Origin of the sequence: Rhodopseudomonas sp. G2_2311, from assembly GCF_047501505.1 — a bacterium.
Classification (GTDB): domain Bacteria; phylum Pseudomonadota; class Alphaproteobacteria; order Rhizobiales; family Xanthobacteraceae; genus Rhodopseudomonas; species Rhodopseudomonas palustris_H.
In genome coordinates this window covers 74,563-95,207 of sequence record NZ_JAZDRK010000018.1, presented here as the reverse complement: position 1 = coordinate 95,207, position 20,645 = coordinate 74,563, and the positions used below count along the sequence as shown (strand labels likewise).

Genomic DNA, 20,645 nt, shown 5'->3' with positions numbered 1-20,645 from the left:
CCAACTATGTACGCCGAACTGATTCTGCTATTTCAGCTGGTAGTGCTGACACTAATAGCCTTCGTATTCGTGAAGACGCGACACTTGCAGAGGAGGCACCTAATCACGACATGCCACAGTGCGTCGCCCGATCAGCGAAGCTCCCCTATAGGCACAGCATCCGAAACTTGTACAACTCGCGAAGTTTCGAATGTCGCACTCTCGAAAGCTACCATCTAAGCCATAACCCGTAGGGCGGATGAGCGAAGCCTAATCCGCCGTTCCTCCGACACAAGCCCAACCGCAGCTCGGCGGGCTACGCCTTCGGCTAACCCGCCCTACGGTCACACGTCGGCGTTACGTTTTCTTCTTCGCAAACATCGCCTCGAACACTTCTTTGGCACGCCGAAGGCCTTCGTCGGTGAACGTGACCGACTTCACCTTGCCGGCCGGGCTTCCGATCAGCCCCTTGTCGTGCAGCCGGTCAAGCGTGTCCCAGTCGTGGCCTTTCCAGGCACGGTTGCAGTCATGCAGCGTCAGGTACAGTAGCTCCAGCGTCGCATCATCGATCTTTTCGGTGCCGAATTTCATCCTCGATCTCCCGGCCCGTTGGGCGGATGAGCGAAGCGTAATCTGTCACTCCCTCAATGAGAACGCCGCTGCCACCGGCGGGTTACGCCTTCGGCCAACCCGCCCTACAGGCGTCGCGCTAATCCACCCTACGAGCTGCAGCCTGCGTCAAACTCAGCGACGCTTACTGCGATATACCTGTCAGCAAGCGTAGCCCGGGTGAGCGCAGCGATACCCGGGACTCCTGCGTTCGTTCAAGCCCGCGCATCGCCACGCTCACGCGGGCTTATCGCTAACAAATCTATCAAACTCGACCAGTACTTCTCATGGAGACATACGGCGCCAATTTCATTCCCTTTCTGATCTCCGTCGCATAGGAATGCGGAATGCCGGCCAATACGGCAATGTCCTTGCAGGACTGCCCTTCTAGTTCATTGGCGCGCCGAATTCCGAATAGATGAATCGAAACCACCTTATTACCATCTTCCGATGCCTCGTAAGCCTCCCGGAGTTCGTTAGCCAGTTCCGAAATCTTCACACGCACCTCCAATTTCAGTCCAAAGGGCGGATTAGCGGAGAAGCCAACCCGAGCCTTGCCGCCGCGCAGCGGCGTTGCGCCGGTGACGTTCAGTCCTCAAGTACCTCATAGTCCCACGCGTGGTTAGTGTGGACGAACTTGCTTCCCCCCTCTCGATCGGTGACCTTCGCCGGCACCCTGAATTTTTGTCCAATCGGGTAAGCTCTTCTCGGCGCTCTCGGAAAGCGAACGCGGTAAGTGGTCGACACACCTTGTCCGGGCAAGGGACGGACATGAATATCACCGTGCAATCCTGAGCCGCTCTCGCGATATGTCTCTACTGTCAGCCATACATATGGTTCTTTAGGTAACCCCATCCTCTGCCTCCCACATCAGTTCTAGGCCAGAGCCCTTATGCCGGATGAGCGTAGCGTAATCCGCCGCCACTTCGACGCAAACCCAGCCGCCGCGCGGCGGGTTACGCCTTCGGCTAACCCGCCCTACGGTCGCACACCGGCGTTACGTGCCCTTCCGCGCTGATCCGCCCTCCGGCGCTACGGTCTGGACGGGAGCTGCGCTGCGACGGCGGCTTTGTCGATGATCGACCAGACTTCCACGATGCGGCGGTCGGTAAACGCGTAGAACACGTTTTCGGCGAAGCGGATTCGTCTGCCATTGACGGCAAGGCCGAACAGCTCGCCCGATGGGGTGCAGTCGAACCACAGCCGGCTCGCGACCCGCGGCGGTTCGGACACCAGCCATTGGATGTCGAAGTGAAGGTCGGGGATCGCGCGAAAATCCCGCTGCAGCATATCGCGATAGCCTGTCAGCCCGACCCGCTCGCCGTTGTAGGACACATCCTCGTCGACGAACTGGTCCAGCTTAGGCCAATCCTGCCGGTTCAGGCAGGCGATGTAGCCGCGGTAGATCTCGGAGAGTTCGGCGGGGGTCATCGGATCATCCTATTTGAACATGGCGGATGACGCTTCGCTCAGTCGCGGGACGCCATCCGTCTGATGATCCCGCAATGCTGAAGCAGTTCCACCTCCACAACGATTGGCCCTGCAACTCACGATCTACTGGGATAACGCAGCCGTAGGGCGGATGAGCGTAGCGTAATCCGCCATTGCGCCAAGGCACCGCCACGTTGGCTCGGCGGGTTACGCCTTCGGCTAACCCGCCCTACGGTCACACGTCGGCGTTACGTTTTCTTCTTCGCAAACATCGTCTCGAATAGCTCTTTGGCGCGCCGAAGGCCTTCGTCGGTGAACGTGACCGACTTCGCCTTACCTGCCGAGTTTCCGATCAGGCCCTTGTCGTGCAGCCGGTCGAGCGTATTCCAGTCGTGGCCTTTCCAGGCGCGCGTGCCGTCATGCAGCGTCAGGTACAGCAGGGCCAGCGTCGCGTCGTCGATCTTGTCGGTGTCGAACTCCATCCTTGATCTCCCGGCCGGTTGGGCGGATGAGCGAAGCGTAATCTGCCACTCCCTCAATGAGAACACCGTTGCCACCGGCGGGTTACGCCTTCGGCTAACCCGCCCTACGTTCGCTACTTCACCGCCGCCCGCATCGCGGTCCAGTCGAAGCCTTTCGCCGTCGCCAGGGCTTCGTCCTCGCCGAGGCCCTTGAATGACAGCGATAGCGCGGCGGCGGGGCCGAGGGCGATCAGGATGGTGCCGGACTTGTCGCTGGCCTGGAACGTCCGCGTCACCTTGAAGCCGTCGATCGTGGTGGTGTTGGCCGGGCCGTGGCTGGCCTCGGTCTTCATCCCGGTGCCGCCGGCCGCCAGCCGGCTCTGGGCCGGCGCGCCGGCGAGCAGCTGGACGCTGACATGGATCTCGCCGCGCTCGTAGCCGCGCTGCGCCACCACGATCCGGCTGCCGCCGTCCTGCATCGCCAGGCCGCCGAGCTTGCCGGCTTTCCAGCCCGGCAACTCGACCAGCAGCGGCGCGTAGGGCTCGAGCCCATCCCCGGCGCGCGCCGGCGACGGCGGCGCTAGCGCCGCCGCGGCGAGCGCGGGCAACGCGACAGCCAAACCAGCAAGACGACGACGCGCGATCATGACAACCTCCAGTTCAAGACAGAGCCGCAACCTAACAAGGCCGTCGAGTGTGGCATTGATCTGAGCGCACGATCGCCGAAGGTCGCAGGCATCGCGTGGATCACCCGAGCGCGCCGGATCGGGCGCAGGCCACATCGACACGACGCCATCCCCGAACCACGACGTCCGCTGCGCTCAAGCCGTCCGACGAGCTATCCGCTCCGCGCTGATACCGGTTTGCCTGAGTGGACCGGATCGGCAGAGCCGCGTCTGCGAGCTGCGCGCCCCTCGCCAACGCCGCTCGCGAGATCCTCGCCCTCGCCTGTCACGGCTTTCGAAAGCCTTCAAGCGCCCGCCGAACCGCCTCCTCGATCAACGCCCGGCTCCTATCCAGCTCAGCGGCAACCTCGGCGGCGCGGGCCGGCGAGATCAGCTTGCCCTCCGCGCAATCGAGCACGAGGCCGACCGTCGCCTCGGCGTAGGCGGCTGCGGCCAGATAGGCGGACACTCCGGCGTCGATGTCGCCGCCCCAGCGAAACGCGAGCGCGTATCGCCATGACCGCTCGAACGTCACCTTCGGCGTCTCGGACATCAGGACCTTCGCGTCCCAATGATCGCACTCGAATGCCGACGGCCGATCGCGAAGCACGACGGGCAACGCGCCGCGGCTGCTTGCAAACGGAGTCGCGGCCGACAGCCGTAGCGGGAAACCCTTTGCGTCGATGGCGCTCTGCCATTCCGACATCGAATTCAGCTTCTGGTCCGACAGCACATAAATCTCGATCGACATGTCAGATCCCTCGGGTCATCGGGCGCGCCCGGGAACGCGACCTCAAAATGCTCAGAACAATCTGCTTTCGCGAAATTCCTCGGACGACATTCAGTTCGAAGACGGGCGTATCCGGCGCAGCACGCGTCTTTGCCCGGAGTTCGTCCGCTCGGGCCCGCGATATCGTCTGGGCACCGGTTTTGACATCATAGATCGCGATAATATCCCCTTGCACATTACGTAGCGTTGCATCGGTTCTGATCGTTCCGGCGAGCCCGTAATAGGGATCGACGGTGTCGAGACTGAAACTCCGTTCGCAAAACGGTCCCGATGCCAAAAGATCGCCGCTGGTGGGCGCGCCGTGACGGCGATGCGCGATGGATCGCAAGCCGTCGCGACCAATTACCAACTTTGCGCCAAGCGGCGCGCCCCCGCCCCTCGTCGCGACGACGACAGGCGCATAGCTCGGACGCTGCGGCGCCGCGAGATCGTGACGACGTGCCATCGTACCAGCATGTGTATCAAACAGTGCACAACTGATTATGCCCGACACCCACCGCAGGCGCGATCTCGGCGCGCACTCAGCTTCGGATTGCGCCCGATCAATGCTGCGCGCGAGCGGACGCCTAAGCTCGGCGCGAACTAACAACCTGGAGGAACGTTGGTCATGCCCGCATCCGACGTACAGACCTTGCATGGTTTTCTGTTCGCCAAGCTCGCCGCGATCGGCTCGAAGAGCGAAACCCCGATCTACTATCTGCAACAGTTCGACGACAGCGAGCAGCGCATCGCGATCGATGCCCGCCCGTTCAACGACGAGCCGAAGCTGCGCCCCTATCTCGCCACCAAGGTGACGGTGACCGGCACGCAGGGACCGGAGTACTTCCACGTCGACTCGATCAGCCGCTGTTCGCCGGACACCCACGGCTGCATCATCAATTGGGGCAGCTAGAACTGAGACAACTCGTCCTGCGTCGGCACGGCACGTCCTCGCACCGGATGTAACCGCGGCGATGCGCGCCGCTGCGGTTCGGGACGGCGGGCGTTAACGATCGGTTAACCATACCAAAACGCTGACGCGAACCAGACAATTGTCGTCGCAATTAGTATCGCATCACAGCGGATGGAGAGATGCGATGAGCGAAGCGACGTTGATACTTCCGAACATGCGCGGCGGCTGCGCCACCGCCGATGGCAAAGTGCACACGCTGTTTCGGATCAACAGCCGCGTCCGCCGCAAGATGGCGAAGCCGGCCGCAATGACCTCATCACCAGCAGCGGCGAATGATGATCACACACCGGACGATCGCGCCCGCGAAAGCTGAGTCCGTTCGCGCCGCAGCTTACGCCGCCGCCGGCTCCTTCACCCGCGCGCCGGGCTGAATCGTCGGCGGCGCGGCGTTGAGGTGGTCGATCGCGAAGCCGGCGGCGGCCTTGTAGCCGGCCATGAAGGCGGCGCGCTCGGCCGGCGGGATCACGTCGTCGATGTTGTCGAAGGTGCCGCCGCAGCGCTCGTCGACCAGGTTGAGCAGGCCGAACGGGCCGGCGCCGCGATTGCGCAGGATCAGCTGCGAGATCGGGCCGCACAGCTTGGCGTCGAACGCCGCCAGCGCGGCTTCAGTGGCACCATGCGCGACCATCGCGGCGCCGAGTTCGCGCGCGTCGACGATCGCCTGGGTGCCGCCGTTCGAGCCGGTCGGATACATCGCGTGCGCCGCGTCGCCGATCAGCAGCACCGGGCCGTCGCGCCAGGTGCTCACCGGATCGCGGTCGATCATCGGATTCTCGTAAGCGGAATCCGCCTCGCAGATCATCGCCGGCACGTCGAGCCAATCCCACACCCAGCCGTCGAAATGATGCGCGAACTCCGAGGTCGGCACCTGCCGGAACCAGCCCTGCTGCTTCCAGCCGTCGGCATTGTCGAGCGTGACCTCGGCGATCCAGTTCAGCATCGACAGCCCGGTCGCGGGATCCGGATGCGAAATCGGATAGATCACCACGCGGTGGCGATGCGTCCCGAGCCCGATGAATGAGGCGCCGCTGCGGGTCGGCTTGCCCCAGGTGGTGCCGCGCCACATCACCGCGCCGCCCCAATGGATCGGCGGCTGGTTCGGATGCATCTGCGCCCGCACCGCGGAGTGAATGCCGTCGGCGCCGATCAGCAGCGCACCGCTCACCTCCGAGCTGCCGCCATCGGCATGCTCCAGCGTCGCCACGACGGCGTCTGCGGTCTTGCGATAGGAAGTGACGCGGCGGCCGAGCTGCACCGCGTCGGCGCCGAGCCGCTCGACCACGCGCGCGTGCAGCAGCATGTGGAAGCGACCGCGATGCACCGCATATTGCGGCCAGCGATAGCCGGCGGCCTTGCCGCGCGGCTCCGCATAGATGTCGTTGCCGTTGAGCCCGACCAGCGCCCATTCCTTCGCCGGCAGGCCGACGCCATCGAGGTCGGCTTCGGTGATGCCGAGGTCGAGCAGTTCGCGCACCGCGTTCGGCTGCAGATTGATGCCGACGCCGAGGGGGCGCATCTCGCGCGCCGCCTCATAGACGACGCAAGGCACGCCGATCTGATGCAGCGTCAACGCCGCCGCAAGCCCGCCAATGCCGCCGCCGGCGATGATGACTCTGTCGCTCATGAGAAGGACGTCCTACCCGCTTGTGATTGCGACTTGCTGTAGCCAGCAACGCCCGGCGAGGCAAGCAAGGGCGGCCGACAGGCGCGGCGCCGCCGGTATTCGGTTTTCGCCGCGATGATGCCGCTTGACGAAATCGAACATATCAGGAACATTCTACAATCAGGAATTGCGGAGCGGCTACCCTGGTTGTAGCGGAGGCGTCGATGCGGTGTCGTTCTCGGTCGTTCAGCGCGGCTTCGGCGCAGCAGATCGCCGCCCTGCCCGCCGCCGACAGGATGCCCGGTCGTGATTAGTCCGGAGGAAGGCGTCACCACCAACCCGGACGCGCTACGGGTCAGCCCGGAAGCCGATCAGGTCACAGGCCGCTGCGAGTGCTGCGGCCGGATCAGCCGCCGTGTCTCGGGCACCATCTCGACGGAGGGCGCCGCGGTCGCGGCCTATCAAGTGTGGTGGACGGTCGGCCATATCGCCGAACACGGCGCAGAGATCGATCTGATCTGCGGGCGCTGGGGCGACGGCACCAGCGCGTCCGACCGCTTCGTCGTGCGGCTGCATCACTTCATCGCCGCGACCGGACCGTGGGTGATGGTTCAGGATGCCAGCCTAGCCGACGGTCTCGACCGACTGGCGGCGCGCGCATTGCGGCGCGACGACATCATCGGCACGCCGCGCGCCGCGGAGGTGTTCGCGTTGTACGACGCGATCGCGCTGCAGGATGCGCGGCTCTCCGAGCTGTTCGGCACGCCGGCGCCCTGCGGGCCTTGCGGCCCGCGGACCGAGCGCCGCAAGCTTCCGTCGCGGCGCAGTCGTTCCGGAGCGCCCCGTGGCCGGACTATTTGAACCCGATTGCCAGGCCCGACAGATCGAGATCGGCGATCAGTCCGACCTGCGAGCCGCTCAGTTCGAGCACCGCGCCCTTCTCGTTGCGCAGCACGATGGCGCGGGCGCCGACGCCCACCGCCGCCCCGGCCCCGACCGCGCCGTACACGCCGGCGACGTCGCGCGGCGAGCGAATGTTGCTGACGCGCCCGGCGAGCTGCGCCTTCGAGCCGCCGAACACCAGACCGTACGACAAGCCGCCGATCGACAGCGGATAGCGCTTGCCGTGGAAATTCAACGTGCCCGAACCGCCGGAACCGCCGATCACCCAGCCGCCTTTATAGATCGTCAGCGTGATACGTCCCTCGTCCGCCTGGGCGGGCGCGCCCAGTGCAAAGACGCCGATCAGCACGGCAATCACGGTCCCCAGCAATCCACGCATCCCGCTCTCCTTTATCGCTCGCCCCTTACGGGCATCACCATTCCCGTCTAGCACTACCATCGCGATTCGGGCGCCATGACGGTGAAACCACCACGGCGGCGACACCGGACCTGCAGCTTGTGCTGAACCGGCGCATCGCTCGCAGCGACAACGAACCGCGATGCTGCACCGATCCAACAAAAAGGAGAATCGAATGGTTGCCACCCGCCGATCCGCTGTCAGACTGCTCGTCGGCAGTTTGATGTGTCTTGTCGTCGTGGCACCCGCACTCGCGGCCGAAACTCCGAACTCGTCGGACGCGCTCACCGAAAAGCTCAACGCCTATATCGGCTGCCTCAATCGGCTGTCGGCGCGCGCATTCGATTCCCGCGCGCGCTACTTCTCCTGGGCCGCCAAGACCGGGCCGACCGGCAAGGAACGGATCGTCTACGGCACCTACACGATCTACGACACCAAGGACTGCCGCGCCGCCGTCGAGAAGGCCAACGCGATCGAGCCGCACGAACCCGAGCTCGAAGCCGCGGCCGCTGCCTATGCGGACGCCGTCGGCAAGCTCGAGCCGCTGCTGAAGGAAACCGACGACTACTACACGCAGGAGAACTACAAGGACGACAAGATGGCGAAGGGCAAAGCCCTGCATCCCCGTCTGGTCGCCGCCTGGGATGCGTTCGCGGAGGCCGACCGCAAATTGCGCGGCGGCGTCGAGGTCATCAAGGACCGTCAGTCCGCCGAGAAGCTGGCGGCGATCGAACGCAGCGAAGGCCGCAAGGCGCGCTACCAGATCGAAGCCACCATGATCGACGCCAAGCGCGTGATCCGCGCGGCCGAGGCCGACAAGCCCAATCTGGCGGCGCTGACAGCGGCCATCGACACTTATGGCAAGACCGTCGCGGCGAACGAGGCTTTCACCGAGGGCGAGCGAAACGCCAAGATCGGCTCGATGTTCATATCGAACGCCAAGTCGTTTCTCGTCACCGCCAAGCAAATGATGCGCCGCCAGCGCGACAAGACGCCGTATTCGAGCGGCGAGAAGATGATGCTGAGCAACGCCGGCTCGGGATGGATGGTGGAAGGCTCGCCGCCGCGCCTGCTGCGCGACTACAATCAGCTGGTCGACTCCTACAATCGCGGCGCAGGCTTCTGAGAGGCCGACCACGGCTCGGTCGGTCGATCGGGTTTCCTCGACGATACGGCGCGGACCGAACTGAATCGGTGAAGCCCCGCGCCGCATGCGATCGGCGTTTATGAGATGGATGCGGCCGCGCCGCATCCATCATCGGCACGCTCAGCGATGTCCGGCGCGGCCGCGGCCAACCGCCGCCAGCGATATGTAGCAGTTCACCTGCATGCCGATCTGGAAGCCGCCGCTATCCGGCGTGAACAGATACTCCTGGCAGCGGCCGCCCTTGACCGGAATCCGGTAGTCGTAAACCAGCAGTCCGGTGTTCAGCGTGCGATACACCACGACACCGGCCGCGCGTGCGTTCGGCATGCCATACTTCGCCTTGACCTGCTGGAATCCAGCCTGGATGTCGTAGGTGATCGCGTGGTTGGAGAATTGCGCAACGCCGATCCAAGGCGGCGTCTGCCGCTGGCCGAGGTTCTGCAGAACTCCGTTGAAGTGAACGATCAGACTGTTGGGTGATCCGCTCCACTGGCCGTTGATCAGATAGAAATCATCGAACAGGTTGACATTGTCCTGCGGTATCTTCGCCGAACTCTGCGCCGCAAGGTTGAGGACGAAGTGACTCTGCGACAGCGGCTCGAGATCGGCCGTCCTGAAGAAAATCGTAAGAGCCGGATACGGGAGGGATAGCTGCGCACGGGCCGGCGACGCCGCCGCCAGCAGAATTGCGAGAACGCCGAATACCAGAGCTTTACGCATGGTCATTCTCCATGTGCGGTTGCAAATGCACGGGAACGGACCATAGTTGAGAAGTGTTGCTACGCAACCCACGCGAGAATACTAGTCGATCGGAGGATGGCGGCCCGCGCGGGCGCTCATCGGTCCGCGCGGCCGGAACGACCAGCCGGGCAGCGTTGCCGAACTCGACGGGTGATCGGGCCGTTGCCGGTGCGGGCCCCGCCGCGCGATTGCATCGCGCCTTGATGCAACTCAGACGCAGCCTCGGTGGGCGTGAAAACGCGACCATCGTCGAGGCCGGTTCGATGGGTAAAACCCTGCCATTTTACGGGGTCCGGCTTCCGGCGCGGCGGAATTGACGATAGGTTGAGGCAATAGGTTTCCGAGGATTAAGCGGTGCTGCGCAAAGCTTTCATGAAAGTGTTTTCGGCCCATCCGGTCGAGACGATTGCCGCCTGCACCGGTCTGTTCATGATCGTGCTCGGTTTCGCGCTCGGCACCCAATCGGGCTGGATCTGGTTCTGGGGTCAGGTGTCGGCGATCTGCGGCGCCAGCCTCGCGACGCTTGCCGTGGTGTGGACGCTGCGCCAGCGCGCCGCCGAAGCCCGGATGGCCGCCAACCTCAACGTGCTGGCGCGCCAGCTCGAGACCTCGATCAGCCAGATCCACAAATCGGTGAAAGGCGGCCGCGACGAGTCGATCCCCGCGGCCGTGTACTTGGCGCAGATCGAGCAGTGCATCGACAATCTGATCGGCGTCACCCACGAGCTCGGCGAGATCACCGGCCGGCAATTGCCGTTCGACGTGATCGAGATGCTGACCGCACGCGACACGCTGCAGATCGAGGCGCGGATCACCGACGGCCGCACACCGGAGCGCAAGCTGGTCACCGAGACTGAGAACTGCCCAGCCTGCAAGAAGCAGGTCGAATTCCAGGTCGGCAGCCTGCCCGGCGACAGCGCCAAGCCGACCTGCCCGCATTGCGGCCAGCGCTTCCACGCCCACCGCTCGACCAGCGGCAACATCTTCCTGCGGATGCCGGGCGCCTCGCAGTTCACCCGCGCGGTGTCGGTCAATTGCCCGGTATGCACCAGCAAGATTCCTGCGAACATCGATCAGGGCAAGCAGCATTCGGAGACGCGCTATTGCTTCTCCTGCGGCGCCAAGGTCTCGATCGATCCGCTCGGCCAGCAGTGCACGCTGCTCAGCAAGCAGGATCGCCTGCCCGGCCATGTCAACGGCGCCGGCACGCTGGTGTGCGAGAAGTGCAACGAGCCGGTGATCACGCTGACCTCGAACAGCGCCGGCACCTACGGCATCTGCCGCAAGGACGACGGTCTGGTGTTCTCGTCCGCGGCCGGCCCCGCCTCGCACGTTGCCCCCGCTTCGGCGCAATCAGCTCCATCGCAATCAGCATCGCCGGCTCCGGCGGCATCCGCCTCGAAGGCTGAGCCGAGCGACAGCGTGGCGCGGAGCGACGCCGCCGAGTAGCGCTGTGGCGCTGCGTGCGACACACGTTCGTGCGAAGCACCGGTGCACCGCCGCGGAATTGAAGCCGTCACGCAAGCTCTGGTAAAGTCACGCCGTCAGGAATCGTTTGGGGGCGTTGCGTGGCTGAAGCTGAATCCACCCGCCGCGGACGTCCGGGGCCACAGGGCCCGCGCGGACGTCCCGGTGAACCGGGCCGACCAGGACCACAAGGACATCCGGGCCGCCCGGGCCCCGAGGGCCCCCGCGGCAAGCAAGGGCCGGTCGGCAAACCCGGCCCACAGGGCAAGGCCGGTCCGCAAGGCAAACCCGGCGTCGCCGGCAAGCCGGGCCCCGATGGCAAACCCGGTCCGATCGGCCCGCAAGGCAAGCCCGGCCCGCAAGGTCCCCGCGGTGAACAAGGCCTGCGCGGCGAACAAGGTCCTCGCGGAGAGCAAGGGCCGCAAGGTCCGCGTGGCGAACAGGGCCCACGCGGCGAGCCCGGCCCCGCCGGTGCGCTCCCCTCGATCGAGCAGGTGATGCCCTGGCTGCACCTGATCTTCGACGCCTACGAAGACTACAAAGCGCAGCGCGCCCGCGAAGCCCGCGAGCTCGAAGAACGTCTTGCCGCCGAAGCTCTCGAGCAGGCGGCGCGCGAAGCCGCCGAGCGTGAAGTCGCCGCCGCGATCGAAGCCGCGAATGCCGAGGCCGAGATCGCGCTCGACGACGAGGCGCATGCCGAGGGCGGCAAGAAAAAGAAGAAACGCAAGCACAAGGACTGATCGCGGCACAGCGTGATCAGTCTCGGTCAATGAGCGCTGCGGTCAGCCGAACCGCGCGCGCGATCGTTCCCTCGCCTTCGCCGCCTCGACCTCGCGGTCGCGCGGCGCGGCCTGGGTCTGCAGCGACAGCAGCAGCGTGCGGGCTACGTCGGTGATCTCACTCACCGCGCGATCGAACGCGGCGGCGTTGGCCTGCGACGGCGCATTGAAACCCGACAGCTTGCGGACGAACTGCAGCGCGGCGGCGCGAACTTCGTCGTCGGTCGCCGGCGGTTCGAAGTTGAACAGCGTCTTGATGTTCCGGCACATGCAGCGGCACCTTTCGGCTTTCGACAGACCGCCGATGGTAATCGCATCCACCCGCGACACAACACGGAACCGCACGACATAAAACCTTGCCGATGTCCGTGCGATGATTAGCTGACGTCAGGGAGCGCAAACGATCGCGCGGCACGGAGACGGCAGCATGGCCTCGGCGATCTGGTACTACACGGTTCTGGTCGCCGAATCCGTCCTCGGCATCGTCGGCCTGCGGCTGTACGAGGAGCCGGCCTACACCGTGCTCGACCGGCCGAGCGAGGCGATCGAGATCCGGCGCTATGCGCCGAGGGTCGCCGCCGAGGTCGATCTCGAGCGCCGCGGCAATGCCGACGGCCAGGCCTTCACGCTGCTGTTCAACTACATCGCCGGCGCCAATCGCGGCGGCTCGGGCGCCTCTGAACGCGTGGCCATGACCGTGCCCGTCGACGTCGCACGGCCGGAGAAGATCGCCATGACCGCGCCGGTCGAAACCGCGACGCAGGACCGCATGACGCGGATGCGGTTCTTCCTGCCGGCTGCGTTTACGGCCGAGACCGCGCCGAAGCCCGACGACGCGCGGGTGCAGATCGTCACCGTGGCGGAGCAGACCATCGCGACGCTGCGCTTCTCAGGCACCGGGCGCGACTTGCGCGAGCGCGAACAGCAACTGGTCGCCGCGCTCGCCAAGACGCCATGGCAGCCGGTCGGCGCGCCCTACGGCTTGTTCTACGATGCGCCGTTCACGCTTCCCTTCGTCCGCCGCAATGAAGCCGCGGTGGAAGTCGCCAAGCGCTGATCACACGAAGCTGATCACACCAACCCGAGATCGGCCGGACGCACGCCGGTAAAGATCCGTTGCAGCGCCGCGGCATCCAGCCCGTACATGCGCTGCACCAGACCGGCGAACAGCGCGCGATAATCGGTCAGCACTGGATAGTCGCGGTTCTCGAACAGCGACGGCTGCGCCACCTTGATCTGCTCGCCGGCGATCCGGCCACCGTTGAGCCCGCCGCCGAGCACCCAGTACACGCTGCCATGGCCATGATCGGTGCCGCGATCGCCGTTCTCGCGGAGGGTGCGGCCGAATTCGGAAATCACCACCACCACGCTGTCGCGCCATGCCGCCGGCCCGATCTCCTCGCGGAAGCCGGCGAGCGCCCGGCCGAGCTCGCCGAGCCGATCGGCGAGATAACCGGTCGCCGCACCTTGATTGACGTGGGTGTCCCAGCCGCCGACATCGACGAACCCCAGGTTGAACTGCTCGCGCATCAGCCGGCCGATCCGGCGCGCCGACAGCTCGAAGCCGCGCGGCGACACCGCGCCACGATTCGCTTCTGTCATCTCGTCGGCGATCGACTTCACCACCTCGTCGCGCACCCGAAAACCTTCGGTCACCGCGGACGCGAGCTTGGTCTTGGCGTACATCTGCTTGATCAGTTCGGCCTGGCGGTCATCGACGCCGGGCTTACCGACATTGCCGAGTGCGATATTCGGGATCTCCGCCTGGCCGCGAAAGATCAGCGGCAGCTGCTCGGTGAAGGCGATCGGCTTCACCCGCGTCAGCTCGGCCGCAAGCCGGCTCATGAAGCCGGAGCGATAGTCACGCGAGCCTTTGGTCGATTGCCCGAGTTCAATCGTATCCTGGGTCTCGAAGTGACTGCGGGTGGTATCGTCGCTGGTGCCTGCGAACGGCACGAACGCGATCTCGCGGCTCGTCCATAGCGGCGCCAGGCTGTCGCGCAGCGCCGGATGCAGGCCCCAATCAACATCGAGCGTGACCGCGGAGTTCGGATTGCCGACGTCCGGCTTAGCGATCGCGAGGTTCGGCCGGGACTCGTAGTAGAAGCTGCTCGACACCGGGACCAGCACGTTGGCGGCATCGTAAGCGCCGCGCAGGAACACGACCAGCAGCTTGGCATCGGTGGCCGGCGCAGCCCAGACGCGGCCGGCGATCGTGGTCGTCAATGCGGCCGGAGCGAAGGCCGCGACGGCTTTCAGCAGATCACGACGGTTCATGCGGTGCCTCCGCGCGTTGACGAACCATGAATTCGGGTGAGGACAGAAACAGCGTGTTCCAATCCTGCGGCGAGATCGCCTGATCGAGCGCACCGCGCGTGGTCGAACTCAGCGTCCGGCTGAGCCCGCCGAAATACAGCGCGTTCTGCAGCAGCGGAAACGCCGGGCGATCCTTGGCGTCGGCCTGCTCCGGCTTGAACAATCCCGCCGAGCCGGAACCGATCTGCCGTGCGATCTCGAACCGCAGCATCATCTGGCCTGGGCCATTCCAGGCGCTCGCGGTCAGCGGATAACCGTCCGGGGTCTGGCGCTGATACAGCCCTTCGCCGAGCCGGCCGAGCCAGCGCTGAATCGGCACGGTGTTGAGCACGACCTTGTCGTCATAAGCAAGCCGCACCGCCGAATACACGTAGCCGACCGGATCCTTGAAGCGCTCCGCGGTCTTCAGCGACGCATCGAATTCAGGCGCAGCGATCATCGCGGCCAGCACCTGGGCGATATCGCCGTCGGAGGCGGTGAAGGCTTTCGCCATCTTGTCGATCAGCGATTGCGGCGGCTCGTCCGACACGAAGTAGGTTGCGAGCTTGCGTGACACATGCTGCGCGGTCGCCGGATTGTGCACGATCAGGTCGAGCGCCTCGTCGACTTCGGCAAAGCCGCTGCCGCGGATGGTGTGACCGAGGAAGGTCTTGTCGGAGTAATCGTGCCGCGCCGGATTGAACTCGAACGCGCCGTCGCGGACGAGCTGCGGAGCGAGCGTGGGCTTCAACTTCGGGTCCTCGGGCTTCAGGTCGATGCCGACGCCGGTCAGGATCTTGGCAAGCGCTTCGACATCAGCCTGGGTGTAGCCGCTCCCGACGCCCATGGTGTGCAGCTCCATGATCTCGCGGGCGTAGTTCTCGTTGAGATGGCCGTTGGCGTTACCCGCGTTGTCGAGATAGCGCAGCATCGCCGGATGCCGCAGCGTGGCGCGTAACAGATCGCCGAACTTGCCGAGCGCATGGGCGCGGATCGCCCGGTCCTCATAGTCGCCGACCAGCAGGCGAAGCTCGGCCTTGCTCTGGTGAACGTTGAAATGATTCAGCCAGAACCAGGTCATCCGCTCGCGGAGCTGATCGGGGGCGTACAGCGCGCGCAGGATCGACCGGCTCGCCGCCTGCTTGGCGCGGTCGTTCAGCGCCTGCTGGTACGCCTGCTTGGCGGTCTTGCGCGCCTCTGGATCGGTGAGTTGATCGGCCTCCTTGCCCTGCGCCTGAAACGCATTGATCGCCGCCGGTGTCAGGCCGGCCGCATCAGGCATCGCCTCGATCTGCGCGGCGACCGGCTGCGGCAGCGCACTGTCCGCCGCAGGGTGCAGTTGTTGATCCACCCAACGCGCGGCGCCGAGCTTCTGGAATTGCGCGACGCTGGAGCCGTTGATTCCCCAGGTCAGCCGATCGATCAGCGCCAGATCGTGTGCCGAGATCTCAGCGGCCTCTGCTACGCCGCCGGTGATGATTGCGGCGATGCCGATCCCCAGGATTGCCGATCCTCGTGCGCGCCACCGTCCGGCCGTATTGGTTCGCATCGCCGCATCCCGCTTCATCGTGTGGTGCCGGGATGATGCGCGCCGGGCTGCTGAACCGCCGCTGAATACATGGTGGCGACAGCGTGGCTTCGTCGGCGGCCAGGGGCACGGTGACCGAGCACCCGCAGGCGACATCCGGACAACTACGTAAGGCATCTCAGCACACGACTTGCGTCGTATCTGCCTGATTACAGGTAACTATTTGCCGCGCGGGGTAATTCCAGAACCCCAATGTTAACCGTGGTTTCACGAGGTGAGGCGTAGTGCTGCCGGCGATGCGCCCGAGGCGCACCTGACGATTTCAGCGCGGCCCAAAAGAAGGCGAACCGCCCAAAAGCGAAGGTTCTCGACATGAGACTGAACAGTATCGGAATGAAGCTCGGCCTCGCGAGCTTGACCAGTATCGCGCTGTCGCTCGGCATGGCGGCCAATCAGTTGACTACTGAGCGGTCGATCAACGCCGTCAACGCCCGCGCCGATGCGCAGCAGATGGTCGCCGATCACGGTCTCGAAGCCAACGTCGCGCTGCGCCGGATGCAGCTCGCCGCTGCCGAGATCCGCCTCGCCTCGACCCCGGCGCAGGTCGACAGCGCCCTCACCGCGCTGCACGACGCTCGGGAAACGATTGATCGTGGGATCAGCACCGCGGTGGCACAGATTGCAGACGGCGCCGACAAGGAACGCCTGCGTTCGATCGGCGCCCTGACGACGCAGTACGATGGTGCGATGACCGAGGTCGGCAAGCTGGCCAAAGCCGGCCAATCAGGCGCCAGCGATGCCGACAAGGCCAAGCGCGATCAGCTCGTCAGCCAGGCGCACTCGGTCGCGACGCAAGCACTCGGTCTGATGGGCGAAGCGGTGGAGCGTGCCGAGAAGGCCGCCAAGGCGACCAAGACCCAGGCCGCAGACGAGTTGTTCAGCGCCAACCGGATCAACTTCGCGCTCGGCATGGTGGTGATGATCTCGCTGGTGATCTCGATGGTGTTCACCTTCTTCGGCATCTCGCGGCCGCTGATGCGGCTGAACGGAGCATTGGACAAGATGGCCGGCGGCCAGCTCGACGTCGAGATTCCCGGCGCCGCGCGCGGCGACGAGATCGGCGACATCGCCAAGACCGTGGTGGTGATCCGCGAAAACGCCGATCATCGCGCCCGCGAGGAAGCCGAGCAGAAGGCGCATCAGGACGAAGTGGCGGCGCAGCAGCGCAAGCAGGAAATGCAGAAGCTCGCCGACGCCTTCGAGGGCGCGGTCGGCCGCATCGTCGAAGCTGTGTCGAGTGCATCGACCGAACTGGAGGCCTCCGCCAGCAAGATGGCGCACACCGCCGAGGAAGCCGAGAAGCTGACCGCGGCCGTCGCCGGCGCCTCGGAGATCGCCACCAGCAACGTGCAGTCGGTCGCCTCGGCCACCGAGGAAATGGCATCCTCGATCCACGAGATCAGCCGCCAGGTGCAGGACTCCTCGCGGATCGCCAGCTCGGCCGTGCAGCAGGCCAACAAGACCAACGACCGCATCAATCAGCTCGCCACTGCGGCGCAGCGGATCGGCGACGTGGTAGACCTGATCAACACCATCGCGGGCCAGACCAACCTGCTCGCGCTCAACGCCACCATCGAAGCGGCTCGCGCCGGTGAAGCCGGCCGCGGCTTCGCGGTGGTCGCGGCGGAAGTGAAGGCGCTCGCCGAGCAGACCGCGAAGGCGACCGACGAAATCAGCCAGCAGATTTCCGGCATGCAGGCCGCGACCGAAGAGTCGGTGTCGGCGATCAAGGAGATCGGCACCACCATCGGCCAGATGTCGGAGATCTCGTCCGCCATCGCGTCGGCGGTCGAGCAGCAGGGCTCGGCGACCCAGGAGATCTCGCGCAACGTCCAGCAGGCGGCGCAAGGTACCATGCAGGTCAGCGCCAACATCGCCGACGTCGAGCGCGGCGCGGCCGAGACCGGCCAGTCGTCGTCGCAGGTGCTGGCAGCGGCGCGGTCGCTGTCGACCGACAGCGCGCAGCTCAAGACCGAAGTGGCGCGTTTCCTCAGCTCGGTGCGCGCAGCGTAATTCGCCCTCACCTTTTCACCTCGCCTGAAGGCCCGGCTTCCTCCGAAGCCGGGCCTTTGCATTTCGACCGCTCGCGTAAAGCTTGCGTTACGCACGCTGGAGTTGCAGATTAGAGCTGCGGCCGGGGGAGGTTGCAGTGCGTGTTGCGAGTTGCGTTATCGCCGTCGTGCTGGCCGGATGCGTCAGCGACGGCTCGCTGAAATCCGGCAGTTGGCGAATCGATCAGCGGCCGGACCTGATCACCGGCGCTCCAGTGGCCGGCGCCATCACCGTGACCAACCGGGCGTCGAACAGCACCGATCCGCTGCTGGTCTCGCTGGCGACGCTCCAGCTCACCTGCTTCGAGAAGCGGCCGATCGTGAAGGTCGGTTTCGGCTTCAAGATCGGCAGCGACCGTAACACCAGCCTGGGCTATCGCTTCGACGACAAGGCAGGGCGCGACGCTGTGGAGTCGCGGGCGCTGCTGGGGCAGCAGGTGATCGTCATCGAAGAGCCCGCAGCGCTGCAGCAGTTCATCGCCGACCTGCGCGAGTCGACCCAACTTGTCGTGCGGATCAGATCATTGAACGCCGGCACCAGCACGGCTCTGTTCAAGGTCGACGGCTCGGAGCCGGCGATCGAGGCAGCCTATCGGGACTGCCCGCTGTCGCCGGCGCAACAGCCGCGCCGGACGACGTGAGGACCCGCACTCCGTCGGCCGAACCGGCCGACGGAGTGTGCGGCACGAACCGATCAGTCGTGATCGAGTTCGCCGATGTGGTGCTGCTGATACAGCTCGACGCCGATTCGGTTCACCAGATCGAGCTGGGTCTCGAGGAAATCGATGTGATGTTCCTCGTCCTTCATCAGCTGCTCGAACAGGTCGCGCGACACGTAGTCCTTGACGCTGTGGCAGTAGGTTGCGGCTTCCTGATACAGCGCGCGCGCGTCGATCTCGGCCTGCAGGTCAGCGTTCAGCACTTCCTTGACGTTCTGGCCGATCCGCAGCGGATCGAGCACCTGCATGTTCGGAAAGCCGTCGAGGAAGATGATGCGATCGGTGAGCTTGTCGGCATGGACCATCTCTTCGATGGATTCCTTGCGCCAGGTCTTGGCGAGATCCTTCAGACCCCAATTGTCCAGCAGGCGATAGTGCAGCCAGTACTGATTGATGGCCGTCAGCTCGCTGCGCAGACCGCGGTTGAGATATTCGATGACCTTGGCATCGCCCTTCATGTGGATTCGTCACTCCTGCAATCGGCGGCCAGGGCTGGCCGCTTTAGAATTAGAATAATTCTAGATCATAACGCGGGTGAGATGCAATCCCGGCTCACCCGATCAACAGCCCATCAAAACACTTAGGAGCCGGCGCGACGCTCTGCCGCGCCGCACAGCGCTTCGTTCATGATGTTCTTGATGGTGTGCATGCAGCGGCCGCACTTTCGGCTGCAGCCGAGGCAGCGGTGAACCTCGCCGGGGTTCCGCGCGGGACCACCTTCGCTGTGCATAGTGGCCCGCACATCGTGGTCGCTCAGGACGTTGCAAGAACAAACGATCATCGGTCTCGATCCAGCAGTAACAAGCTTTTGGATAGTGAGATGCACTCGCAGACGCAAAAGGAAAACGTGCAACTTCAAGCTATTCCAATCTGCAACTGGCCGTTTGATTTTGCTCAATCGAGATCGCGCGTCCCCAACTTGCACGCCCCTTACAACGGGGAAAACGGGACATCCCGCGCTGACCTGAAACCTGCACGACGGCGCACAGACGTCCGGGAAGCCACGCTCCATCGCCGCGCATCCAACGGCACGATCCGCCCGCGCGGAACCGACCATGGCAGCACTGCGGCGGCGGCATTCATGGATCGTTCAATCGAATGGTGAAAGGTTACGGGTGCTGGACCATGGCGGGGTCGCGCCCGCGGCCCATCGGGTCCGGTGCTCGTTCGAGAGGTGATGCCATGAGAAAGTCGATGATGGCGTTGGCCGCGGCCGCTGCGATGGCCGTGACGGCCGTCGGGTCCACCGCGCCGGCCCAGGCGCATGACGGCTTCGGCGCCGGAATCGCCGCCGGTCTGATCGGCGGTGCGCTCATCGGCGGCGCGCTGTCCTCGCCGTATTACGGCCCCGGCGGCTACTATTACGGCGGCGGCTATGGCTACGGCCCGCGCTACTACAGCTATGGCCCGCGCTATTACGGCTACGCGCCGGCCCCGGCCTATGTCGCGTCGCCCGGCTATTACGGCGGCTGCTACTGGCAGCGGCAGCGGTTTTGGGACGGCTACGGCTGGCGAATCCGCCGGATCCGAGTCTGCGACTGACGGTGAACCTTTCACCGCCGCGTCCGACCAACCAACAGCCTGAACGCCCGGATTCCGGGCGTCGACGGTATCGCCCGAAAAACACCGTTTTTGCGCGACACTGATCCGCCAGCCGATACGCGACAATTGACGACATTGCGCTTTTTTGATGCTGTGCCGTCGGGGACTACCGGTTCGTTCAACAGCGCCGGGCGCGGCGCGATCTCAGGAGAGCCTCTCAAATGAAGAAGACTGTCACCGTCCTGCTTGCGGCCGCGACCATCGCCGGTTCGCTGGTCGGCGTCGCCCCGGCCGCGAAGGCCGATGGCGGCCGGATCGCCGCCGGCGTTGCGGGTGGCCTGATCGGCGGCGCCCTGCTGGGTGGCGCGATCGCCGCCAGCCGCCCCGCCTATGCCGCCCCTGCCCCGGTTTATGTCGAAGAGCCGGACTGCCACTGGGTCCGCGAGCGCTTCTGGGACGACTACGCTGGCGTGTGGCGTTCGCGCCGCGTCCGCGTTTGCGATTGATCCTGTCGCGGCGCACAGCC

26 protein-coding genes are annotated in these 20,645 nt (G+C 65.1%); 11 read left to right on the top strand and 15 right to left on the bottom strand.

What is annotated here, in order from left to right; all coding sequences use genetic code 11:
* Positions 1-336: 336 nt before the first annotated feature.
* From VRZ08_RS20090 to VRZ08_RS20060, 7 genes are all read right to left on the bottom strand, one after another.
* On the bottom strand, positions 337-570 hold the full coding sequence (locus VRZ08_RS20090) for a DUF6429 family protein (protein WP_414533664.1): 234 nt from the start codon (positions 568-570) through the stop codon (positions 337-339).
* 283 nt (positions 571-853) lie between these two features.
* On the bottom strand, positions 854-1,087 hold the full coding sequence (locus VRZ08_RS20085) for a hypothetical protein (protein ID WP_414533663.1): 234 nt from the start codon (positions 1,085-1,087) through the stop codon (positions 854-856).
* A gap of 533 nt (positions 1,088-1,620) precedes the next feature.
* Positions 1,621-2,019, bottom strand: coding sequence for an ester cyclase (locus VRZ08_RS20080; protein ID WP_414533662.1), 399 nt, complete (start codon positions 2,017-2,019; stop codon positions 1,621-1,623).
* A gap of 248 nt (positions 2,020-2,267) precedes the next feature.
* On the bottom strand, positions 2,268-2,501 hold the full coding sequence (locus tag VRZ08_RS20075; RefSeq protein ID WP_414533661.1) for a DUF6429 family protein: 234 nt from the start codon (positions 2,499-2,501) through the stop codon (positions 2,268-2,270).
* Between the two features lie 113 nt (positions 2,502-2,614).
* Positions 2,615-3,127 carry a hypothetical protein gene (locus VRZ08_RS20070; RefSeq protein ID WP_346295210.1) on the bottom strand — a complete coding sequence of 171 codons (513 nt, stop codon included), beginning with the start codon at positions 3,125-3,127 and terminating at the stop codon, positions 2,615-2,617.
* A 304-nt stretch (positions 3,128-3,431) separates the two neighbouring features.
* On the bottom strand, positions 3,432-3,851 hold the full coding sequence (locus VRZ08_RS20065; RefSeq protein WP_414533660.1) for a hypothetical protein: 420 nt from the start codon (positions 3,849-3,851) through the stop codon (positions 3,432-3,434).
* Between the two features lie 46 nt (positions 3,852-3,897).
* The gene (locus VRZ08_RS20060; protein WP_414533659.1) at positions 3,898-4,380 is read right to left on the bottom strand and encodes a hypothetical protein; all 483 of its coding nucleotides are present in this window, start codon (positions 4,378-4,380) and stop codon (positions 3,898-3,900) included.
* Positions 4,381-4,542: 162 nt separating this feature from the next.
* Here VRZ08_RS20060 and VRZ08_RS20055 point away from each other — a divergent pair, with 162 nt between their 5' ends.
* Together VRZ08_RS20055 and VRZ08_RS20050 are read left to right on the top strand one after the other, a co-directional pair.
* Positions 4,543-4,827, top strand: coding sequence for a hypothetical protein (locus tag VRZ08_RS20055; RefSeq protein WP_414533658.1), 285 nt, complete (start codon positions 4,543-4,545; stop codon positions 4,825-4,827).
* A 184-nt stretch (positions 4,828-5,011) separates the two neighbouring features.
* A complete protein-coding gene (locus VRZ08_RS20050) occupies positions 5,012-5,200 on the top strand; it encodes a hypothetical protein (RefSeq protein WP_414533657.1) in 189 nt (62 codons plus the stop codon).
* Between the two features lie 18 nt (positions 5,201-5,218).
* Here VRZ08_RS20050 and VRZ08_RS20045 read toward each other — a convergent pair whose 3' ends face one another.
* Positions 5,219-6,511 (bottom strand): flavin-dependent oxidoreductase, encoded by a 1,293-nt coding sequence (locus VRZ08_RS20045; protein ID WP_414533656.1) that lies wholly within the window; start codon positions 6,509-6,511, stop codon positions 5,219-5,221.
* 285 nt (positions 6,512-6,796) lie between these two features.
* On the opposite strand from VRZ08_RS20045, the gene VRZ08_RS20040 reads away from it, so the two are divergent.
* On the top strand, positions 6,797-7,351 hold the full coding sequence (locus VRZ08_RS20040) for a hypothetical protein (protein ID WP_414533655.1): 555 nt from the start codon (positions 6,797-6,799) through the stop codon (positions 7,349-7,351).
* Here the strand turns inward: VRZ08_RS20040 and VRZ08_RS20035 are convergent.
* Positions 7,344-7,772 carry a hypothetical protein gene (locus tag VRZ08_RS20035; RefSeq protein WP_264052936.1) on the bottom strand — a complete coding sequence of 143 codons (429 nt, stop codon included), beginning with the start codon at positions 7,770-7,772 and terminating at the stop codon, positions 7,344-7,346. The genes VRZ08_RS20040 and VRZ08_RS20035 overlap by 8 nt on opposite strands.
* A gap of 193 nt (positions 7,773-7,965) precedes the next feature.
* Between VRZ08_RS20035 and VRZ08_RS20030 the strand changes: the two genes are divergently transcribed.
* Positions 7,966-8,916 carry a YiiG family protein gene (locus tag VRZ08_RS20030; protein WP_414533654.1) on the top strand — a complete coding sequence of 317 codons (951 nt, stop codon included), beginning with the start codon at positions 7,966-7,968 and terminating at the stop codon, positions 8,914-8,916.
* Positions 8,917-9,057: 141 nt separating this feature from the next.
* On the opposite strand, the gene VRZ08_RS20025 is transcribed toward VRZ08_RS20030, so the two are convergent.
* Positions 9,058-9,657 carry a hypothetical protein gene (locus VRZ08_RS20025; RefSeq protein ID WP_264074160.1) on the bottom strand — a complete coding sequence of 200 codons (600 nt, stop codon included), beginning with the start codon at positions 9,655-9,657 and terminating at the stop codon, positions 9,058-9,060.
* Positions 9,658-10,032: 375 nt separating this feature from the next.
* Here VRZ08_RS20025 and VRZ08_RS20020 point away from each other — a divergent pair, with 375 nt between their 5' ends.
* Together VRZ08_RS20020 and VRZ08_RS20015 are read left to right on the top strand one after the other, a co-directional pair.
* The gene (locus VRZ08_RS20020) at positions 10,033-11,127 is read left to right on the top strand and encodes a hypothetical protein (protein ID WP_414533653.1); all 1,095 of its coding nucleotides are present in this window, start codon (positions 10,033-10,035) and stop codon (positions 11,125-11,127) included.
* 119 nt (positions 11,128-11,246) lie between these two features.
* A complete protein-coding gene (locus VRZ08_RS20015) occupies positions 11,247-11,885 on the top strand; it encodes a collagen-like protein (RefSeq protein ID WP_414533652.1) in 639 nt (212 codons plus the stop codon).
* 42 nt (positions 11,886-11,927) lie between these two features.
* On the opposite strand, the gene VRZ08_RS20010 is transcribed toward VRZ08_RS20015, so the two are convergent.
* Complete coding sequence (locus VRZ08_RS20010) at positions 11,928-12,194, bottom strand: DUF2277 domain-containing protein (protein WP_107356387.1); 267 nt, start codon at positions 12,192-12,194, stop codon at positions 11,928-11,930.
* Between the two features lie 157 nt (positions 12,195-12,351).
* On the opposite strand from VRZ08_RS20010, the gene VRZ08_RS20005 reads away from it, so the two are divergent.
* The gene (locus VRZ08_RS20005; RefSeq protein WP_414533651.1) at positions 12,352-12,981 is read left to right on the top strand and encodes an SOUL family heme-binding protein; all 630 of its coding nucleotides are present in this window, start codon (positions 12,352-12,354) and stop codon (positions 12,979-12,981) included.
* 14 nt (positions 12,982-12,995) lie between these two features.
* Here the strand turns inward: VRZ08_RS20005 and VRZ08_RS20000 are convergent, their stop codons facing one another.
* Entirely contained in the window at positions 12,996-14,201 is a 1,206-nt protein-coding gene (locus tag VRZ08_RS20000; protein ID WP_414533650.1) for a DUF1501 domain-containing protein, read from the bottom strand.
* On the bottom strand, positions 14,188-15,768 hold the full coding sequence (locus VRZ08_RS19995) for a DUF1800 domain-containing protein (protein WP_414533649.1): 1,581 nt from the start codon (positions 15,766-15,768) through the stop codon (positions 14,188-14,190). The genes VRZ08_RS20000 and VRZ08_RS19995 overlap by 14 nt, the downstream gene beginning before the upstream one ends.
* A 351-nt stretch (positions 15,769-16,119) precedes the next feature.
* Here VRZ08_RS19995 and VRZ08_RS19990 point away from each other — a divergent pair, with 351 nt between their 5' ends.
* Complete coding sequence (locus VRZ08_RS19990) at positions 16,120-17,820, top strand: methyl-accepting chemotaxis protein (RefSeq protein WP_408019043.1); 1,701 nt, start codon at positions 16,120-16,122, stop codon at positions 17,818-17,820.
* Positions 17,821-17,956: 136 nt separating this feature from the next.
* Positions 17,957-18,499 (top strand): hypothetical protein, encoded by a 543-nt coding sequence (locus tag VRZ08_RS19985; RefSeq protein WP_414533648.1) that lies wholly within the window; start codon positions 17,957-17,959, stop codon positions 18,497-18,499.
* Positions 18,500-18,552: 53 nt separating this feature from the next.
* Here VRZ08_RS19985 and bfr read toward each other — a convergent pair whose 3' ends face one another.
* Together bfr and VRZ08_RS19975 are read right to left on the bottom strand one after the other, a co-directional pair.
* Complete coding sequence (bfr, locus tag VRZ08_RS19980; RefSeq protein WP_012497027.1) at positions 18,553-19,035, bottom strand: bacterioferritin; 483 nt, start codon at positions 19,033-19,035, stop codon at positions 18,553-18,555.
* 122 nt (positions 19,036-19,157) lie between these two features.
* Complete coding sequence (locus VRZ08_RS19975; RefSeq protein ID WP_012497028.1) at positions 19,158-19,358, bottom strand: bacterioferritin-associated ferredoxin; 201 nt, start codon at positions 19,356-19,358, stop codon at positions 19,158-19,160.
* 401 nt (positions 19,359-19,759) lie between these two features.
* Between VRZ08_RS19975 and VRZ08_RS19970 the strand changes: the two genes are divergently transcribed.
* Positions 19,760-20,119, top strand: a complete 360-nt coding sequence (locus VRZ08_RS19970; protein ID WP_107345365.1) for a hypothetical protein — start codon at positions 19,760-19,762, stop codon at positions 20,117-20,119.
* A 221-nt stretch (positions 20,120-20,340) separates the two neighbouring features.
* Entirely contained in the window at positions 20,341-20,625 is a 285-nt protein-coding gene (locus VRZ08_RS19965) for a hypothetical protein (protein ID WP_011159141.1), read from the top strand.
* Positions 20,626-20,645 lie beyond the last annotated feature (20 nt).

Bases quoted from the DNA above. Each gene is read 5' to 3' on its own strand.
- VRZ08_RS20090 (WP_414533664.1), bottom strand. From the start codon at position 570: ATGAAATTCGGCACCGAAAAGATCGATGATGCGACGCTGGAGCTACTG.
- VRZ08_RS20000 (WP_414533650.1), bottom strand. From the start codon at position 14,201: ATGAACCGTCGTGATCTGCTGAAAGCCGTCGCGGCCTTCGCTCCGGCC.
- VRZ08_RS20005 (WP_414533651.1), top strand. From the start codon at position 12,352: ATGGCCTCGGCGATCTGGTACTACACGGTTCTGGTCGCCGAATCCGTC.
- VRZ08_RS20035 (WP_264052936.1), bottom strand. From the start codon at position 7,772: ATGCGTGGATTGCTGGGGACCGTGATTGCCGTGCTGATCGGCGTCTTT.
- VRZ08_RS20050 (WP_414533657.1), top strand. From the start codon at position 5,012: ATGAGCGAAGCGACGTTGATACTTCCGAACATGCGCGGCGGCTGCGCC.
- VRZ08_RS19965 (WP_011159141.1), top strand. From the start codon at position 20,341: ATGAAGAAGACTGTCACCGTCCTGCTTGCGGCCGCGACCATCGCCGGT.
- VRZ08_RS20070 (WP_346295210.1), bottom strand. From the start codon at position 3,127: ATGATCGCGCGTCGTCGTCTTGCTGGTTTGGCTGTCGCGTTGCCCGCG.
- VRZ08_RS20060 (WP_414533659.1), bottom strand. From the start codon at position 4,380: ATGGCACGTCGTCACGATCTCGCGGCGCCGCAGCGTCCGAGCTATGCG.
- VRZ08_RS20065 (WP_414533660.1), bottom strand. From the start codon at position 3,851: ATGTCGGAATGGCAGAGCGCCATCGACGCAAAGGGTTTCCCGCTACGG.
- VRZ08_RS19975 (WP_012497028.1), bottom strand. From the start codon at position 19,358: ATGATCGTTTGTTCTTGCAACGTCCTGAGCGACCACGATGTGCGGGCC.
- VRZ08_RS20030 (WP_414533654.1), top strand. From the start codon at position 7,966: ATGGTTGCCACCCGCCGATCCGCTGTCAGACTGCTCGTCGGCAGTTTG.
- VRZ08_RS19995 (WP_414533649.1), bottom strand. From the start codon at position 15,768: ATGCGAACCAATACGGCCGGACGGTGGCGCGCACGAGGATCGGCAATC.
- VRZ08_RS20075 (WP_414533661.1), bottom strand. From the start codon at position 2,501: ATGGAGTTCGACACCGACAAGATCGACGACGCGACGCTGGCCCTGCTG.
- VRZ08_RS20025 (WP_264074160.1), bottom strand. From the start codon at position 9,657: ATGCGTAAAGCTCTGGTATTCGGCGTTCTCGCAATTCTGCTGGCGGCG.
- VRZ08_RS20045 (WP_414533656.1), bottom strand. From the start codon at position 6,511: ATGAGCGACAGAGTCATCATCGCCGGCGGCGGCATTGGCGGGCTTGCG.
- VRZ08_RS19990 (WP_408019043.1), top strand. From the start codon at position 16,120: ATGAGACTGAACAGTATCGGAATGAAGCTCGGCCTCGCGAGCTTGACC.
- VRZ08_RS20055 (WP_414533658.1), top strand. From the start codon at position 4,543: ATGCCCGCATCCGACGTACAGACCTTGCATGGTTTTCTGTTCGCCAAG.
- VRZ08_RS20010 (WP_107356387.1), bottom strand. From the start codon at position 12,194: ATGTGCCGGAACATCAAGACGCTGTTCAACTTCGAACCGCCGGCGACC.
- VRZ08_RS19970 (WP_107345365.1), top strand. From the start codon at position 19,760: ATGAGAAAGTCGATGATGGCGTTGGCCGCGGCCGCTGCGATGGCCGTG.
- bfr (WP_012497027.1), bottom strand. From the start codon at position 19,035: ATGAAGGGCGATGCCAAGGTCATCGAATATCTCAACCGCGGTCTGCGC.
- VRZ08_RS20080 (WP_414533662.1), bottom strand. From the start codon at position 2,019: ATGACCCCCGCCGAACTCTCCGAGATCTACCGCGGCTACATCGCCTGC.